Source organism: Pseudomonas sessilinigenes (assembly GCF_003850565.1).
GTDB lineage: Bacteria > Pseudomonadota > Gammaproteobacteria > Pseudomonadales > Pseudomonadaceae > Aquipseudomonas > Aquipseudomonas sessilinigenes.
In genome coordinates this window covers 499,374-515,619 of the sequence record NZ_CP027706.1, presented here as the reverse complement: position 1 = coordinate 515,619, position 16,246 = coordinate 499,374, and the positions used below count along the sequence as shown (strand labels likewise).

11 protein-coding genes and 1 pseudogene are annotated in these 16,246 nt (G+C 62.7%); 3 read left to right on the top strand and 9 right to left on the bottom strand.

Annotated features, from left to right (window positions below; genetic code table 11):
• Positions 1-11: 11 nt before the first annotated feature.
• Positions 12-458: a hypothetical protein gene (locus C4K39_RS02315; RefSeq protein WP_068578672.1), complete on the top strand. Its 447-nt coding sequence runs from the start codon at positions 12-14 to the stop codon at positions 456-458.
• Positions 459-660: 202 nt separating this feature from the next.
• Entirely contained in the window at positions 661-1,152 is a 492-nt protein-coding gene (locus C4K39_RS02310) for an excinuclease (protein WP_124345569.1), read from the top strand.
• On the opposite strand, the gene C4K39_RS02305 is transcribed toward C4K39_RS02310, so the two are convergent.
• Positions 1,120-2,019, bottom strand: a complete 900-nt coding sequence (locus tag C4K39_RS02305) for a LysR family transcriptional regulator (RefSeq protein ID WP_068578677.1) — start codon at positions 2,017-2,019, stop codon at positions 1,120-1,122. The two genes, C4K39_RS02310 and C4K39_RS02305, sit on opposite strands and share 33 nt — an antisense overlap.
• A gap of 152 nt (positions 2,020-2,171) precedes the next feature.
• Here C4K39_RS02305 and C4K39_RS02300 point away from each other — a divergent pair, with 152 nt between their 5' ends.
• Positions 2,172-3,407 (top strand): MFS transporter, encoded by a 1,236-nt coding sequence (locus C4K39_RS02300; RefSeq protein WP_437179375.1) that lies wholly within the window; start codon positions 2,172-2,174, stop codon positions 3,405-3,407.
• Between the two features lie 90 nt (positions 3,408-3,497).
• Here the strand turns inward: C4K39_RS02300 and C4K39_RS02295 are convergent, their stop codons facing one another.
• The 8 genes and pseudogenes from C4K39_RS02295 to C4K39_RS02255 all read right to left on the bottom strand — a co-directional run.
• Positions 3,498-3,845 carry a YgiW/YdeI family stress tolerance OB fold protein gene (locus tag C4K39_RS02295; protein ID WP_068578680.1) on the bottom strand — a complete coding sequence of 116 codons (348 nt, stop codon included), beginning with the start codon at positions 3,843-3,845 and terminating at the stop codon, positions 3,498-3,500.
• 135 nt (positions 3,846-3,980) lie between these two features.
• Positions 3,981-5,048 carry a uroporphyrinogen decarboxylase gene (hemE, locus tag C4K39_RS02290; protein ID WP_068578682.1) on the bottom strand — a complete coding sequence of 356 codons (1,068 nt, stop codon included), beginning with the start codon at positions 5,046-5,048 and terminating at the stop codon, positions 3,981-3,983.
• A gap of 187 nt (positions 5,049-5,235) precedes the next feature.
• A complete protein-coding gene (locus tag C4K39_RS02285; protein WP_124345568.1) occupies positions 5,236-6,654 on the bottom strand; it encodes an FAD-dependent oxidoreductase in 1,419 nt (472 codons plus the stop codon).
• A 122-nt stretch (positions 6,655-6,776) separates the two neighbouring features.
• The gene (gene gltB, locus C4K39_RS02280; protein ID WP_124345567.1) at positions 6,777-11,225 is read right to left on the bottom strand and encodes a glutamate synthase large subunit; all 4,449 of its coding nucleotides are present in this window, start codon (positions 11,223-11,225) and stop codon (positions 6,777-6,779) included.
• A gap of 348 nt (positions 11,226-11,573) precedes the next feature.
• On the bottom strand, positions 11,574-13,172 hold the full coding sequence (locus C4K39_RS02270) for an AAA family ATPase (protein ID WP_124345566.1): 1,599 nt from the start codon (positions 13,170-13,172) through the stop codon (positions 11,574-11,576).
• 9 nt (positions 13,173-13,181) lie between these two features.
• A complete protein-coding gene (gene aroB, locus C4K39_RS02265) occupies positions 13,182-14,282 on the bottom strand; it encodes a 3-dehydroquinate synthase (RefSeq protein ID WP_068576281.1) in 1,101 nt (366 codons plus the stop codon).
• A gap of 142 nt (positions 14,283-14,424) precedes the next feature.
• Complete coding sequence (aroK, locus tag C4K39_RS02260; protein WP_068576283.1) at positions 14,425-14,943, bottom strand: shikimate kinase AroK; 519 nt, start codon at positions 14,941-14,943, stop codon at positions 14,425-14,427.
• Between the two features lie 4 nt (positions 14,944-14,947).
• A pseudogene (locus C4K39_RS02255) lies at positions 14,948-16,213 on the bottom strand (type IV pilus secretin PilQ); the annotation flags it as partial.
• Between the last annotated feature and the right edge of the window lie 33 nt (positions 16,214-16,246).

The window sequence follows — 16,246 nt, the reverse complement described above, 5'->3', positions numbered from 1 at the left end:
GAGAAAATGGAATGTCTTCCCTGCTTCGCGCCACCTTGATCGTCCTCGCCCTGCTGGGCACCGCAGCCTGCACCAGCAAGCCGATGTACACCCCCAACCGGAACATCCCGGCCACCATCCAGGCCGACCATGAGCAAGTCAAACAGGCGATCCTGAAGAACCTGGTAGCCCGCAAGTGGACCGTGCAGCAAATCGGCCCCGACCTGATCCAGGCCGATATCACCGTACGCCAGCAGTTCTACGCGAAGATCGATATCCAGTATTCCGCCAGCCACTACAAGATCGTCTACCGCGACAGCCGCGAGCTGGACTACAAGGACGGCAAGATCCACAAGAACTACATCCGCTGGGTACGCCTGCTGGACAAGGGCATCCTGCGGGACCTGCGCGACGGCCAGAACCAGCGCACCGCGCAACAACTGTCCAACTCGACCAAGGCCTTTCCCGCGGCCCAATGACCCCCTGTAGCCGCTGTCGAGCACCAGCGAGGCTGCGCACGGGCACAACGCGGGCGTAAGCCTGCGACCCCTGAAGGCCTGACGGCCAGGGTGCAACCTCGCCCGCTCGACAGCGGCTACAGGATCGATCAGCGTCTACACTCGCAACAGCGGGCCGACGCGCCATGACGGCTTGCCTTTCACATCCGTCAAGGAGCCGACCATGCAAGTGAAAGCGCTGATTGCCCTGGCCCTGTTATCCGTCTTCAGCCCTGACAGCTGGGCCACCAACCTGATGTACATGCCCTTCGAGAGCGTAGTGTCCGATGCCCTGCGTGCCGGGCGCCTGGACGGCAGCGTGAGTTTCTACCTGGCGGGCAACCCGCACCCGGCGGTGTTGCAGGTCAAGGCGATCGAACGGGCCACCAACAAAAAGACCAATGCCTTCAACAAGAGCGATATCGCTGCCTGCGAATGGGCCCTGCAATCGGCCCTGATTACCCTGCAGGCCGAAGCCAAGCGGGTCGGCGCCAACGCCGTGACCAATATCGTCAGCTACTACAAGCACCGTGTGCGCAAGGACCTCAACACCTACGAATGCCACGCCGGAGTGTTGATGGCCGGCGTAGCGCTGCGCGGCGACCTGGTGTTGCTGCAAACACCGCCCCGCGCCAATAGCCCTTCAGGGCATGGCCCCGGTCTTGCGCGTGAGTAGTTCGACAAAGGCCTTGGCCATGGGCGAGCACTGGTCCTTGCGCTGAACCAGCCACACCGCCGTCATCGCCTCCGGGTCCAGCAACCGGCGATAGACCACGCCATCGATGCGCATGCGCTGGTAGGACGCCGGCAACACCGAGACGCCCAGGCCCGCGGCCACCAGGCCGATGATGGTCATGGCCTCCGAAGCCTCCTGGGCGAAATGCGGGGTGAACCCGGCATCCCGGGACAGGTTCAGCAACTGGGCGTACAAGCCGCTGCCATAGCTGCGGGGAAAGAACACGAAGGGCTCGTGGGCCAGCTCGGACAGGTACAGGCCTTCTTCGCGCCCCTCGGCCAGCGGGTGCTTGGAACTGAGCACCGCCACCAGCGGCTCGCGCAACAGCTCCACCACCGACAGCGAATCCGGCAGGGGCAAGGGTCGCATGATGCCGACCTGGATGGCCTGGTCCACCAGCGCCTCGGCCACCTGGGTGCTGCTCATTTCCTTGAGCTTGAGGTGTACCGCGGCAAAACGTTGGCGAAAGGCGAAGATCGCCTGGGGAATCGTCGAGTTGAAGGGCGCCGAGGAGGTGAAGCCGATCTTCAACTCGCCCAGTTCGCCCAACTGCGCGCGCCGGGCCACGTCAGCTGCCTTGTCTACCTGGGCCAGCGCGAGGCGGGCCTCTTCGAGGAACAGCCGACCGGCCTCGCTGAGTTCGACCCGACGATTGGTGCGCTCGAACAAGCGTGCGCCGATCTCTTGCTCCAGGGCCTGGATCTGCTGGCTCAAAGGCGGTTGGGAGATGCCCAGGACCTGGGCCGCGCGGCCGAAATGCAGCTCCTCGGCCACGGCGATGAAGTAGCGCAGATGACGCAATTCCATGAAGGCTCCATTGAGTCGTAAAACCTATCAAACAGGTCGAACAATATATTGGAAAGAATCATTAGCCAGCTATATGCTTTTTTCATTGCCTGACCGGCTGCGTTCCCCCCGAGGTCCCCGTGAAATCCGCTGTCGCCCCGCTTGCCCACGAAATTCCCTCCACGCCCCTGGATGAGGTGGTCGCCCAACTCAACGACGCCTATATCGAGAAAGGCACGCCGATGTTCATGCGCACGGTGCTGGCCCTGTTCTCCGGCGGTTTCGCCACCTTCGCCCTGCTGTACTGCGTGCAACCGATGATGCCGCTGCTGTCCCGGGAATTCTCCATCAACGCGGCCCAGAGCAGCCTGGTGCTGTCGGTCTCCACCGCCTTGCTGGCTGTCGGCCTGCTGGTCACCGGGCCGATTTCCGATCGCATCGGGCGCAAGCCGGTGATGGTAGCGGCCCTCTTGGCCGCGGCCCTGTGCACCATTGCCAGCGCCCTGATGCCCAGCTGGCATGGCGTGCTGGTGATGCGTGCCCTGGTAGGCCTGTCCCTGAGCGGGCTCGCGGCGGTGGCCATGACCTACCTGAGCGAGGAGATCCACCCCCAGCACATCGGCCTGGCCATGGGCCTGTACATCGGCGGCAACGCCATCGGCGGCATGAGCGGGCGATTGATCACCGGGGTGCTGATCGATTTCGTCAGCTGGCACACGGCGATGCTGGTGATCGGTGCCCTGGCGCTGATCGCCGCCGCGGTGTTCTGGCGCATCCTGCCTGAGTCACGTAACTTCCGCCCACGCTCGCTGCACCCACGCAGCCTGCTGGACGGCTTCACCATGCACTTTCGCGATGCCGGCCTGCCGCTGCTGTTCCTCGAGGCCTTCGTGCTGATGGGGGCCTTCGTCACCCTGTTCAACTACATCGGCTATCGCCTGCTGGCCGCGCCGTACCACATGGACCAGGCGTTCGTCGGCCTGCTGTCGGTGGTGTACCTGTCGGGGATCTACAGCTCGGCCAAAGTCGGCGCCCTGGCCGATCGCCTGGGGCGGCGCAAGATGCTCTGGGCCACCATCGTGCTGATGCTCGCCGGCCTGGCCCTGACCCTGCTGGAGTCGCTGCCGGTGGTGATCATCGGCATGCTGGTGTTCACCTTCGGTTTCTTCGGCGCGCATTCGGTGGCCAGCAGCTGGATCGGCCGCCGCGCCACCAAGGCCAAGGGCCAGGCCTCATCGCTGTACCTGTTCAGCTACTACGCCGGCTCGAGCATCGCCGGCACCGCGGGCGGGGTGTTCTGGCACATGGCGGGCTGGAACGGCATTGGCCTGTTCATCGGCGCCCTGCTGCTGGTGGCCCTACTGGCGGCCTTGAAGCTGGCCAAGCTGCAACCCCTGGCAGCATCCTGAGCCCAAGACGAGCATGCCGGCGCCCGGTTCCTGCAGAGCATCTGCAAGGTCGGGCGCCGGCATCGGTATCGCGTGGAACGAGCGAGCGGCTTACTTGAGGATTTCCACCAGGTCGACGTCGATCTCGCGCTTCATCAAGCCCTTCTCCACCTCACCGGTGAGCTTGACCAGGGTCTTCTCGTTGAAGGCCACCGCTGGCAGGTTCTCGTCGTCGATCTCGACGGTGATGGTGCCGCTGGAATCCTTGAATTCGTACTTGTCGTCGTTATCCAGCTTCTTGGTGACATAACCCTGGAGCACTACCGGGGTGTCGTCCGAAGCATCCTTGGCGGCGGCAACGGTAGTGACTGCCTGGGCCCCGGGGCCGGTATAGCCGGTGGCCAGGGCAGCGGTGCTGAACAGCGGGGCGAGCAAGAGGACGAGGTAACGGGTTTTCATGGCAGTGATCCATTCTGGGTTTCGATGCAGACAAGGTTAACCACCCAGGCTGAATTGAAACTTAATCGGCGCCCTGGCCTTTTCACTCGCAAGAAAAAGCCCGGCCAAGGCCGGGCTCGATCGCAGCAGGTGCGGTTACTCGTGGTACTGCGCCGACAGCTCGTGCACTGCCCGCAAGAAGGCGCCGGCGTGTTCCGGGTTCACTTCCGGCGTGATGCCATGGCCCAGGTTGAACACGTGGCCGCTGCCCTTGCCGTAGCTGGCGAGGATGCGCGCGACTTCAGCGCGGATCGCCTCCGGGTTGGCGTAGAGCACGGTAGGGTCCATGTTGCCTTGCAGCGACACCTTGGCACCGACCCGGCGCCGGGCTTCGCCGATATCGCAGGTCCAGTCCAGGCCCAGGCTGTCCGCGCCGGCATCGGCAATGCTTTCCAGCCACAGGCCGCCGCCCTTGGTGAACAGGATCACCGGCACCTTGCGTCCTTCATGCTCGCGGATCAGGCCGCTGACGATCTTGCGCATGTAGGCCAGGGAGAACTCCTGGTAGGCCGCTGCCGAGAGGCTGCCACCCCAGCTGTCGAAGATCTGCACCGCCTGGGCGCCGGCCTTGATCTGGCCGTTGAGGTAGGCGGTGACCGACTGCGCCAGCTTGTCCAGCAGCAGGTGCATGGCTTGTGGGTTGTCGTAGAGCATGGCCTTGGACTTGCGGAAGTCCTTGGACGAACCGCCCTCGACCATGTAGGTCGCCAGGGTCCAGGGGCTGCCGGAGAAACCGATCAGCGGTACACGGCCGTTGAGTTCGCGGCGGATGGTGCTGACCGCGTCCATCACGTAACCCAGGTCCTTGTGCGGATCGGGGATCGGCAAGGCCTCGATGTCGGCCAGGGTGCTGACCACTTTCTTGAAGCGCGGACCTTCACCGGTCTCGAAGTACAGGCCTTGGCCCATGGCATCGGGGATGGTCAGGATGTCGGAGAAGAGGATCGCCGCATCCAGCTGTGGATAACGGTCCAGGGGCTGCAGGGTGACTTCGCAGGCGAACGCAGGATTCATGCACAGGCTCATGAAGTCGCCGGCGTTGGCGCGGCTGGCGCGGTATTCAGGCAGGTAGCGCCCGGCCTGACGCATCATCCACACCGGGGTGACGTCTACGGGTTGCTTGAGCAGGGCACGGAGGAAACGGTCGTTCTTCAGGGCAGTCATGTCGGCATCCGGAAAAAAAGTGGGGGCATTTTCTCAGAGCGCGACATAAAAGGCACGGCACGAGCCGTGCCTTTTATCTATAGGGGCAATTTGTCACATACAAGCAGCACCAAGTTTCAAGCTGCAAGCCGCAAGCGCCGTGGCCTTGAGCTTGCAGCTGATAGCTTGATGCTTGCCGCTGGCGCCGTCAGACGCCCAGGTAGTCGAGGATGCCTTCGGCGGCGTTACGCCCTTCGAAGATCGCCGTCACCACCAGGTCGGAACCGCGCACCATGTCGCCACCGGCGAAGATCTTCGGGTTGCTGGTCTGGTGCTTGTACTGGCCCTGCTCCGGCGCGACCACGCGGCCCTGGCTGTCGGTCTGGATCTGGAACTGCTCGAACCAGGGCGCCGGACTCGGGCGGAAACCGAAGGCGATGACCACGGCATCGGCCGGAATGATCTCCTCGGAACCCGGGATCGGCTCGGGGCTACGACGACCACGGGCGTCCGGTTCGCCGAGACGGGTCTCGACCACCTTCACGCCTTCGACCTTGTCTTCGCCGACGATGGCGATGGGTTGGCGGTTGTAGAGGAACTTCACGCCCTCTTCCTTGGCGTTCTTCACCTCTTTGCGCGAGCCGGGCATGTTGGCCTCGTCACGGCGATAGGCGCAGGTCACCGACTTGGCACCCTGGCGGATGGAGGTGCGGTTGCAGTCCATCGCGGTGTCGCCACCGCCGAGCACCACGACCTTCTTGCCCTTCATGTCGACGAAGTCTTCCGGCGACTTCTCGAAGCCCAGGTTACGGTTGACGTTGGCCACCAGGAAATCCAGCGCGTCATACACCCCCGGCAGGTCCTCGCCGGCAAAACCACCCTTCATGTAGGTATAGGTGCCCATGCCCATGAACACTGCATCGAACTCGGCGAGCAGTTGCTCCATGGTCACGTCCTTGCCCACCTCGGTGTTGAGGCGGAACTCGATACCCATGCCACTGAAGACCTCGCGCCGATTGCTCAGCACGGTCTTCTCCAGCTTGAACTCGGGGATACCGAAGGTCAGCAAGCCACCGATCTCCGGGTTCCTGTCGAACACCACCGGGGTTACGCCGCCACGCACCAGCACGTCGGCGCAGCCCAGGCCCGCCGGGCCGGCACCGATGATCGCCACGCGCTTGCCGGTGGGCTTGACCTTGGACATGTCCGGGCGCCAACCCATGGCGAAGGCGGTGTCGGTGATGTACTTCTCCACCGAGCCGATCGTTACCGCGCCGAAGCCGTCATTGAGGGTGCAGGCACCTTCGCACAGGCGGTCCTGCGGGCATACGCGGCCGCAGACTTCCGGCAGGGTGTTGGTCTGGTGCGACAGCTCGGCGGCGGCCAGGATGTTGCCCTCGGCCACCAGCTTGAGCCAGTTGGGAATGAAGTTGTGCACCGGGCACTTCCATTCGCAATACGGATTACCGCAACCCAGGCAGCGATGGGCCTGCTCGACCGATTGCTGGGGTTTGAAGGGCTCGTAGATTTCCACGAACTCTTTCTTGCGCTGACGCAACAGTTTCTTCTTCGGATCCTTGCGCCCGACATCGATGAACTGGAAGTCGTTATTCAGACGTTCAGCCATTTTTCAAAACCTCTTAACAGCAGCTGCAAGCTATAAGCTGCAAGCCGCAAGACGATCACTTGAGCCGGGCAAACCTCGAACTGCTTCGCTTGCAGCCTGAGGCTTGCCACTTGCTGCTGCTTTTATTGCGGGTTGGCCCGGGTGCTGGAGAGCAGGTTCTTCAGGTTCGCCGCCTTCGGCTTGACCAGCCAGAAGCGCCGTACGTAGTCGTCCAGGTTTTCCCAGAGCTCGCGGCCCCATTCGCTACCGGTTTCTTCGACGTACTCGCCCAGCACGCGTTGCAGATGGCTGCGGTACGCCTCCATCGCCTCGCCGGTGATCCGCTGGATCTCCACCAGTTCATGGTTCAGCTTGTCGACGAAGCTGTTGTCCTGGTCGAGCACGTAGGCGAAACCACCGGTCATGCCTGAGCCGAAGTTGTAGCCGGTCTTGCCCAGCACGCAGACAAAGCCACCGGTCATGTATTCGCAGCAGTGATCGCCGGTGCCTTCCACCACGGTGTGGGCACCGGAGTTGCGCACGGCGAAACGCTCGCCCGCTGTGCCGGCGGCGAACAGCTTGCCGCCCGTGGCGCCGTAGAGGCAGGTATTGCCGACGATCGCACTGTCCTGGGTCTTGTAGGCGCTGCCCTTGGGCGGAACGATCACCAGCTTGCCGCCGGTCATGCCCTTGCCCACGTAGTCGTTGGCGTCGCCTTCCAGGTAGAGGTTCAGGCCACCGGCGTTCCACACGCCGAAGCTCTGGCCCGCAGTGCCCTTGAAGCGGAAAGTGATCGGCGCCTGGGCCATGCCCTGGTTGCCGTGGACCTTGGCGATCTCGCCGGAAATCCGCGCGCCGATGGAGCGGTCGCAGTTGCAGATATCCAGTTCGAACTCGGCACCGCTCTTGTCGTTGATGGCCGCACGCGCCATCTCGACCATCTTCTCGGCCAACAGGCCCTGGTCGAACGGCGGGTTGCGGTCCACCTGGCAGAACTGTGGCTTGTCCGCCGGAATGTGGTCGCTGCCCAGCAATGGGGTCAGGTCCAGGTGCTGCTGCTTGGCGGTCTGGCCTTCGAGTACCTGGAGCAGGTCGGTACGACCGATCAGCTCCTGCAACGAACGCACGCCCAGTTTGGCCAGCCACTCACGGGTTTCCTCGGCCACGTAGGTGAAGAAGTTCACCACCATGTCGACGGTACCGATGTAGTGGTCCTTGCGCAGCTTGTCGTTCTGGGTGGCGACGCCGGTGGCGCAGTTGTTCAGGTGGCAGATGCGCAGGTACTTGCAACCCAGGGCGATCATCGGCGCGGTACCGAAGCCGAAGCTCTCGGCGCCGAGGATGGCCGCCTTGATCACGTCCAGGCCGGTCTTCAGGCCGCCGTCGGTCTGTACCCGGACCTTGCCGCGCAGGTCATTGCCGCGCAGGGTCTGGTGGGTCTCGGCCAGGCCCAGTTCCCATGGGGCGCCGGCGTACTTGATCGAGGTCAGCGGCGAAGCACCGGTACCGCCGTCGTAGCCGGAGATGGTGATCAGGTCGGCATAGGCCTTGGCCACGCCAGCGGCGATGGTGCCGACCCCGGCCTCGGCCACCAGCTTCACCGAAACCAGTGCCTGGGGGTTGACCTGCTTGAGGTCGAAAATCAGCTGCGACAGGTCTTCGATGGAGTAGATGTCGTGGTGCGGTGGCGGCGAGATCAGGGTCACACCCGGAACCGCGTAGCGCAGCTTGGCGATCAGGCCATTGACCTTGCCGCCGGGCAACTGGCCGCCTTCGCCGGGCTTGGCGCCCTGGGCCACCTTGATCTGCAGCACTTCGGCGTTGACCAGGTACTCCGGGGTCACGCCAAAGCGGCCGGTAGCCACCTGCTTGATCTTCGAACTCTTGAAGGTGCCGTAGCGGGCCGGGTCTTCACCGCCCTCGCCGGAGTTGGAGCGCGCGCCCAGGCGGTTCATCGCCTCGGCCAGGGCCTCGTGGGCCTCCGGCGACAGCGCACCGAGGGAGATGCCCGCGGAGTCGAAACGTTTGAGGATCGCTTCCAGGGGCTCGACTTCGCCCAGGTCCAGCGGCTGCTCCAGGGTCTTGACCTGGAACAGGTCGCGGATCATCGACACCGGGCGGTTGTCCACCAGCGCGGTGTATTCCTTGAACTTGGCGTAGTCGCCCTGCTGTACGGCTGCTTGCAGGGTGTTGACCACATCCGGGTTGTAGGCGTGGTACTCGCCGCCATGGACGAACTTCAGCAGGCCGCCTTGCTGGATCGGCTTGCGCGGGCTCCAGGCTTCGGCTGCCAGGGCCTTCTGCTCGGCCTCGATATCGACGAAACGCGCCCCCTTGATCCGGCTCGGCACGCCACGAAAGCTCAGGTTGCAGACTTCCTCGGACAGGCCAATGGCCTCGAACAACTGCGCACCACGGTAGGACGTAATGGTGGAGATGCCCATCTTCGACAGGATCTTGAGCAGGCCCTTGGTGATGCCCTTGCGGTAGTTCTTGAACACCTCATAGAGGTCGCCCAGCACTTCACCGGTGCGAATCAGGTCACCCAGCACTTCGTAGGCCAGGAACGGATAAACGGCGGAAGCACCAAAGCCGACCAGTACGGCGAAGTGATGCGGATCGCGGGCGGTGGCGGTTTCCACCAGGATGTTGGAGTCGCAGCGCAAGCCCTTTTCGGTCAGGCGATGGTGTACCGCACCGGTGGCCAGGGAGGCGTGGATCGGCAACTTGCCCGGGGCGATATGACGGTCACTGAGCACTACCTGAGTCCGACCGGAGCGCACGGCTTCCTCAGCCTGGTCGGCGACGTTGCGGATGGCCGCTTCGAGGCCGACGCTCTCGTCGTAGTTGAGATCGATGATCGCCCGCTCGAAGCCTGGACGATCGAGGTTCATCAGCGAGCGCCACTTGGCCGGGGAAATGATCGGCGAGCTGAGGATCACCCGCGAGGCATGCTCCGGCGACTCCTGGAAGATATTGCGCTCGGCACCGAGGCAGATCTCCAGGGACATGACGATGGCTTCGCGCAGCGGGTCGATCGGCGGGTTGGTGACCTGGGCGAACTGCTGGCGGAAGTAGTCGTAGGGGGTGCGCACGCGCTGGGACAGCACGGCCATTGGCGTGTCGTCGCCCATGGAGCCCACTGCCTCGTAGCCCTGCTCGCCCAATGGACGCAGCACCTGGTCACGCTCTTCGAAGGTGACCTGGTACATCTTCATGTACTGCTTGAGCTGATCGACGTCGTAGAAGGCCGAACCGTGGTCGTTGTCTTCCATGGTGGCCTGGATGCGCAGGGCATTCTTGCGCAGCCATTGCTTGTAGGGATGACGGGACTTGAGGCGGTTGTCGATGGCGTCGGTGTCGAGGATCTGCCCGGTCTCGGTGTCCACGGCGAAGATCTGGCCCGGGCCGACCCGGCCCTTGGCGATCACGTCCTCGGGCTGGTAGTTCCAGACGCCGATTTCCGAGGCCAGGGTGATGAAGCCGTTCTTGGTGGTGACCCAGCGCGCCGGGCGCAGGCCGTTGCGGTCCAGCAGGCAGACCGCGTAGCGACCGTCGGTCATGACCACGCCGGCCGGACCGTCCCAGGGCTCCATGTGCATGGAGTTGTACTCGTAGAACGCACGCAGGTCGGCGTCCATGGTCTCGACGTTCTGCCAGGCCGGCGGAATGATCATGCGCACGCCGCGGAACAGGTCGATGCCACCGGTGACCATCAGCTCGAGCATGTTGTCCATGCTCGAGGAGTCGGAACCCACGCGGTTGACCAACGGGCCCAGCTCTTCCAGGTCGGGAATCAGGTCGTTGGCGAACTTGGTACGACGAGCCACCGCCCAGTTGCGGTTACCGGTGATGGTGTTGATCTCGCCGTTGTGGGCAAGGAAGCGGAAGGGTTGGGCCAGCGGCCACTTCGGCAGGGTGTTGGTGGAGAAGCGCTGGTGGAACACGCAGATCGCGGTCTGCAGGCGCTCGTCACCCAGGTCCGGATAGAAGGCGGCGAGGTCCGCCGGCATCATCAGGCCCTTATAGATGATGGTCTTGTGGGAAAAGCTGCAGATGTAGTGGTCGGTATCGGCGGCGTTGGCCACCGAGGAACGACGGCGGGAGCTGAACAGCTTGATGGCGAAGTCCTGGTCGTTCAGGCCTTCACCGCCAATGAATACCTGCTCGATCTGTGGCAGGCGCTCCAGGGCCAGGCGCCCGAGCACGCTGGTGTCGATCGGCACCTTGCGCCAGCCCACCAGTTGCAGGCCGGCGGCCAGGATCTCGCGGTTCATGTTTTCCCGCGCGGCTTCGGCCTTGGCCGGATCCTGGTTGAAGAACACCATGCCCACGGCGTACTGCTTGGGCAGGTCGGTCCCGAAATGCTCCTTGGCGACGGCGCGCAGGAACAGATCGGGTTTTTGTATCAGCAGACCGCAACCGTCGCCGGTCTTGCCATCCGCATTGATCCCACCGCGGTGGGTCATACAGGTCAGGGCCTCGATGGCCGTTTTCAACAGGGTATGACTGGGTTCGCCCTGCATATGGGCGATCAGGCCGAAACCACAGTTATCCTTAAATTCATCGGGTTGGTACAGACCTGCTTTCATAGACACTTTCTCACCAGGCTGCCTCTTATCGAGGCAAATTTCTTTTCAATTCAACCTGTTACCTTCCACGTCGAACGTACGCCGACTTTGCAGGGGCAAAAGGGAGGTCATTGTACACACCGACACATAGCCCCACAAATTTGGCGACGATTTGTCGCAAATTCGTGTCGCATTTATGAACGTTTTAAAGCGATACGCTGTGCTAGTCAAAAAGTTTTGTCTTTGACTGCAGCGACTCAAAAACTACTGTGACGCAGACACCACAAGGCACGCGGCCTGTAGGGCAGCATGCCGATGCGGAAATTTGAGGTTGCCTGGAGAGGCGGCCTGGGTAAGGCCGCCGAATCTTCAGCGGGCTGTTGCGAGTTCTTGTTGAACGCTGGCGACAGTGCGAGGCCAAGGTTTACCAGCCTGAACCTTCGCTGGCAAGGATTTGATAGCGCTGACCGCTGCATCGCGGCTTGCGAAGTTGCCGTAGGTGATCACATACAGCGGCTTGCCGTTGAGGACTTTCTTGAAGTAGCGGTATTCGCCGCCCTGTTCCTTGACGAAACTCTGCGCGGTGGCTTCCGAGCTGGTCCCCAGGATCTGCACCACATAGTTACCGGGTGCCTGGCCGGCGTACCAACTGCCACCGGTGGCGGCCTTGGCTACGGTCAGCGGCTTCTCAGCGGGCTTGGGCGCCGGAGCAGGCTTGGCGGCCACAGGCTTCTCCACAGGCTTGGGCGCTGGGGCTGGCTTGGCGGCGGCCACCTGGGTCGGTGCTGGAGCTGGAGCAGGGGCCGGAGTAGGACGTGGCGCCGGAGTGGCGGCCGGGCCAGCCGGTACGCCAGCCGGTGGTGCAGTCGTCGTTACCGTTGGTGGAACGGCGCTCGAACCCGGCACAGGCACCCCATCGTCGCCTTCGGTGATACCACCTGCGGCTTCGGCCAGAGGCCCACGCATCACCGGTTGCGACTGGCCGACCAGCGGCAGTGGCATCGGTTGCGACGAACCGGCGAACTCTACAGCCGGGCCGCCATTGGCATTGGGCGCCTGCCCCAGCGGCAGTTGCGCCTGCTCGTTGGCCGGCGTGCCGGTTGCAGGCGCCTTGCCGCGCCCAGGCATCAGCCAGGCTGCCGCCACGGCCACAACCACTACCGCGGAAATGGCCAATACGTGTTTCTTAGGCATGTTGAACCCCATACTTGGACGCTTTACCGCAGAGCGGCTGGCGATCATGGCTTCGATCATTGCATCCCTGGCGACCTGGTTGATGTTGCCCGGCCAGCCATCGGAGCTTTCGTGAATATCACTGATCTGATCTGCGGAAAAAAGTTCGATGCCTTGCCCCGCGCCCTCGAGACGCTGGGCCAGGTATTCCCGGGTCTCTTCTTCGGTATAGGGCTGCAGTTCAATGACGTGGAATCGCTCCTCATCGGTACTGAACTGGTCCAGCACCGCAATCAGCGACGACTCGCCGAACAGGAAGACATGGGGACGCCCTTCAGGTGCGCCCGCTGCCAGGGCCAGCAGGGCCTCTAGGGCAGACTCGTCAAGTTGCTCGGCATCATCGACCAGCAGGTAGACTTCCTGCCCCGTCAGGGCGAGCTGCACCACCTGGGCCAGGATCGCTCCGATCTCGGCCTGGGCCACATTCAGTGCCTGCGCCACCTGGCGCAATACACCAGCGGCATCGCCAGCGCCACGGGCGGAAACCACCACGCTCTGTACCGATTGCTTGTTGGTGCTGGCGACCAAGGCCTGGCGCAGCAAGGTCTTGCCGCTACCCTGGGGCCCCGTGACCACCAGTAGCAACTGGCTGTAGCGAGCCAGGTGATGCAATTGCCCCAATACGGGCTTGCGCTGGGCAGGAAAGAATTTGAAGCCGGGAACCCGGGGAGCGAAAGGGTCGTGGCTCAACTGGTAATGGCCGAGGAACGCCTCGTCCGCGTGCAAACTAGTCATTGGATCTTATCAACCTTTAAGCTGAGCCAGGACGCGGTAGTCCGCCCCCAGCGTGGCCTGTAAAACCTCTTTCGGATAGTCGTCGGTGACTACGGCTTCGCCCATTCGGCGCAGCAATACCAGACGCAAACGACCGTCGATCACTTTTTTATCAATTGCCATGTGCTCGAGAAAATCCGCCTCGGTCATCTCCTCGGGCGGAATCACCGGCAAGCCTGCCCGCTGGAACAGGGCAATGCCACGGTCACGCTCCTGGCTGGTGATCCAGCCCAGGCGCGCGGACATTTCCAGGGCCATTACGGTGCCCGCAGCCACCGCCTCGCCATGCAGCCACACGCCATAGCCCATATGGGTCTCGATGGCATGGCCGAAGGTGTGGCCGAGATTGAGGGTGGCCCGCACCCCCGATTCACGCTCATCAGCCCCGACCACGGCGGCCTTGGCTGCGCAGGAGCGCTCGATGGCGTAGGTCAGGGCTTGCTGGTCCAGGGCTCGCAGGCGATCGACATTCTCTTCCAGCCAACCCAGGAATGGCTCGTCGCAGATCAGGCCGTACTTGATGACCTCCGCCAACCCCGCCGACAACTCGCGGCCCGGCAGGGTCTTGAGGCTGGCGGTGTCGATCAGCACCACGTTCGGCTGGTAGAAGGCCCCCACCATGTTCTTGCCCAACGGGTGGTTGATTCCGGTCTTGCCTCCCACCGAGGAGTCCACCTGGGACAACAAGGTGGTGGGAATCTGGATGAAGTCGACGCCACGCTGGTAGCAGGCAGCGGCGAAGCCGGCCATGTCACCGATTACCCCGCCCCCCAGGGCGATGATCGTGGTACGGCGGTCATGGCGGGCGGTCAGCAGACCGTCGAATATCAGCTGCAGGGTTTCCCAGTTCTTGTAGGCCTCGCCATCGGGCAAGACCACCGAGATCACTGCGAACTGCGCCAGGGTGCGAGTCAAACGCTCAAGGTAGAGGGGCGCGACGGTCTCATTGGAAATGATCGCCACTTGTCGACCGGCGATATGCGGCACCAGGAGTTCTGGCCGGTCCAACAGTCCTTCACCAATATGAATCGGGTAGCTGCGCTCGCCTAGGTCGACCTTAAGTGTCTGCATGTGTCCCCACGAAGATGGAAGCAGGCATCCTGCCTTTTATTGACGATGGGCCTCGTCTGTTCATCTGACGCAGCCCGATAGCTCTGCGCCACACTTTGAGGGCCTGGCGCGACGCCGAGAATAGCGTATTTCACCCGGTGTATTAACGGGGTGGCAGCTGCTGCAGACGCTCCAGGATGTCCAGCACCACCAATCGCGGTGGCCGCTCATCGGTTTCCACCACCAGGTCGGCGATTTCCCGATAAAGCGGATCACGGATTTCCAGCAGGTCGCGCAGTGTCTTGGCCGGATCAGCCGTTCGCAGCAGGGGACGATTGCGGTCCCTGGAAGTGCGCCCCACCTGTTGCTCCACCGAGGCATGCAGATAGACCACGCGCCCTCCAGCGAACAGCGCCCGACGGTTGGCTTCGCGCATCACGGCGCCACCACCGGTGGCCAGGACGACCCCATCATTGCCGCACAGCTCAGCGATCATCGCCTGCTCACGGTCACGAAAACCCGGCTCGCCTTCCTTATCGAAGATCCACGGGATGTTCGCACCTGTGCGCAGTTCAATTTCCTTATCGGAATCTTTGAATGGCAGGCGCAGCTCTTTGGCCAGCAAGCGGCCGATGGTGCTTTTTCCAGCCCCCATGGGCCCAACAAGTATCAAATTTCGCACAGAATCAACGACTCGCAGCAATCGCCTGGTTGTTCATGATACGCGGAGTGAGAAATACCAGCAGCTCGGATTTTTTCTCCGACACCACGTCACGCCGGAAAAAGCGGCCAAGATACGGTACATCGCCCAAAAATGGCACCTTATCTACAACCTTGCTTTGCGCATTGGAGAAAACACCGCCAATGACGATCGTCTGCCCGTCGCTGACCAGCACCTTGGCATTGACCTCGTTTTTCCTGATGGGTGGTACTTCCTGGACCTTATTCAGGTAGTCCGGCTCATCCTTGGTGACCTTGACCTCCATGACCACCTGATCGTCCGGGGTAATCTGCGGGGTGACCTCCAGAGACAGCGAGGCCTCCTTGAACGATACCGAGGTGGCACCGCTGGAGCTGGCCTCCTGATAGGGAATCTCGGTGCCCTTGAGAATCCTTGCTGTCTCCTTGTCGGAGGTCACCACCTTGGGCTGGGAAACGATCTCACCGTTGCCACTCTTCTCCATGGCCGTCAGCTCCAAATCCAGAAGGACGTTATCGGTGATATAGGCAATCCCCAGGCCCGAGTTACTGGTGACGACCCCCAGGTCGACAAAAGGCGCGAGGGTGCCACTACTGCCTGGCGCACCGATGGCCGTCGAGCCACTGGGACGGCCCTGGACTCCGGACAGGTTCCAACGCCCGCTCTTCTGCACCGATCCTCCCCAGCGCACACCCAGGCCCTTGTCATAATCGACGTTGACCTCGACGATCCGCGCTTCGATCATCACTTGGCGCACCGGAATATCAAGCTGCCTGACAATCCGCCGCAGCTCATCGAGACGCTCCTGGTTCTGGTAGGCAATGATGTTGTTGGTCCGCTCATCGACACTGATGGAACCGCGCTCGCCGATGCGCTCCTCTGCCCCCATTACAGACTGGAACAGCCTGGCAATATCCGCGGCCTTGGCGTAGTTCACCTGTAACAGCTCCCGGCGCAAAGGCGCCAGGTCCTCCAGTTGCTTCTGCGACTCCAGCTCCTGGAGCTCCCGGGCCGCGATCTCCTCCGCTGGCGCAACCAGCAGCACATTGCCAATCCGCCGCTGGTCCAGGCCTTTGGTTTTGAGCACCAGGTCCAGCGCCTGGTCCCAGGGCACGCCCTTCAGGCGCAAGGTGATGCTGCCCTGCACGGTGTCGCTGGCCACCAGGTTCAGACCGGTGAAATCGGCAATCAGTTGCAGGACCGAGCGTACTTCGATGTCCTGGAAATTCAGCGAGAGCTTTTCGCCATGGTAGACCGCACCCCCTTCCCCAGACATGGCACCTGC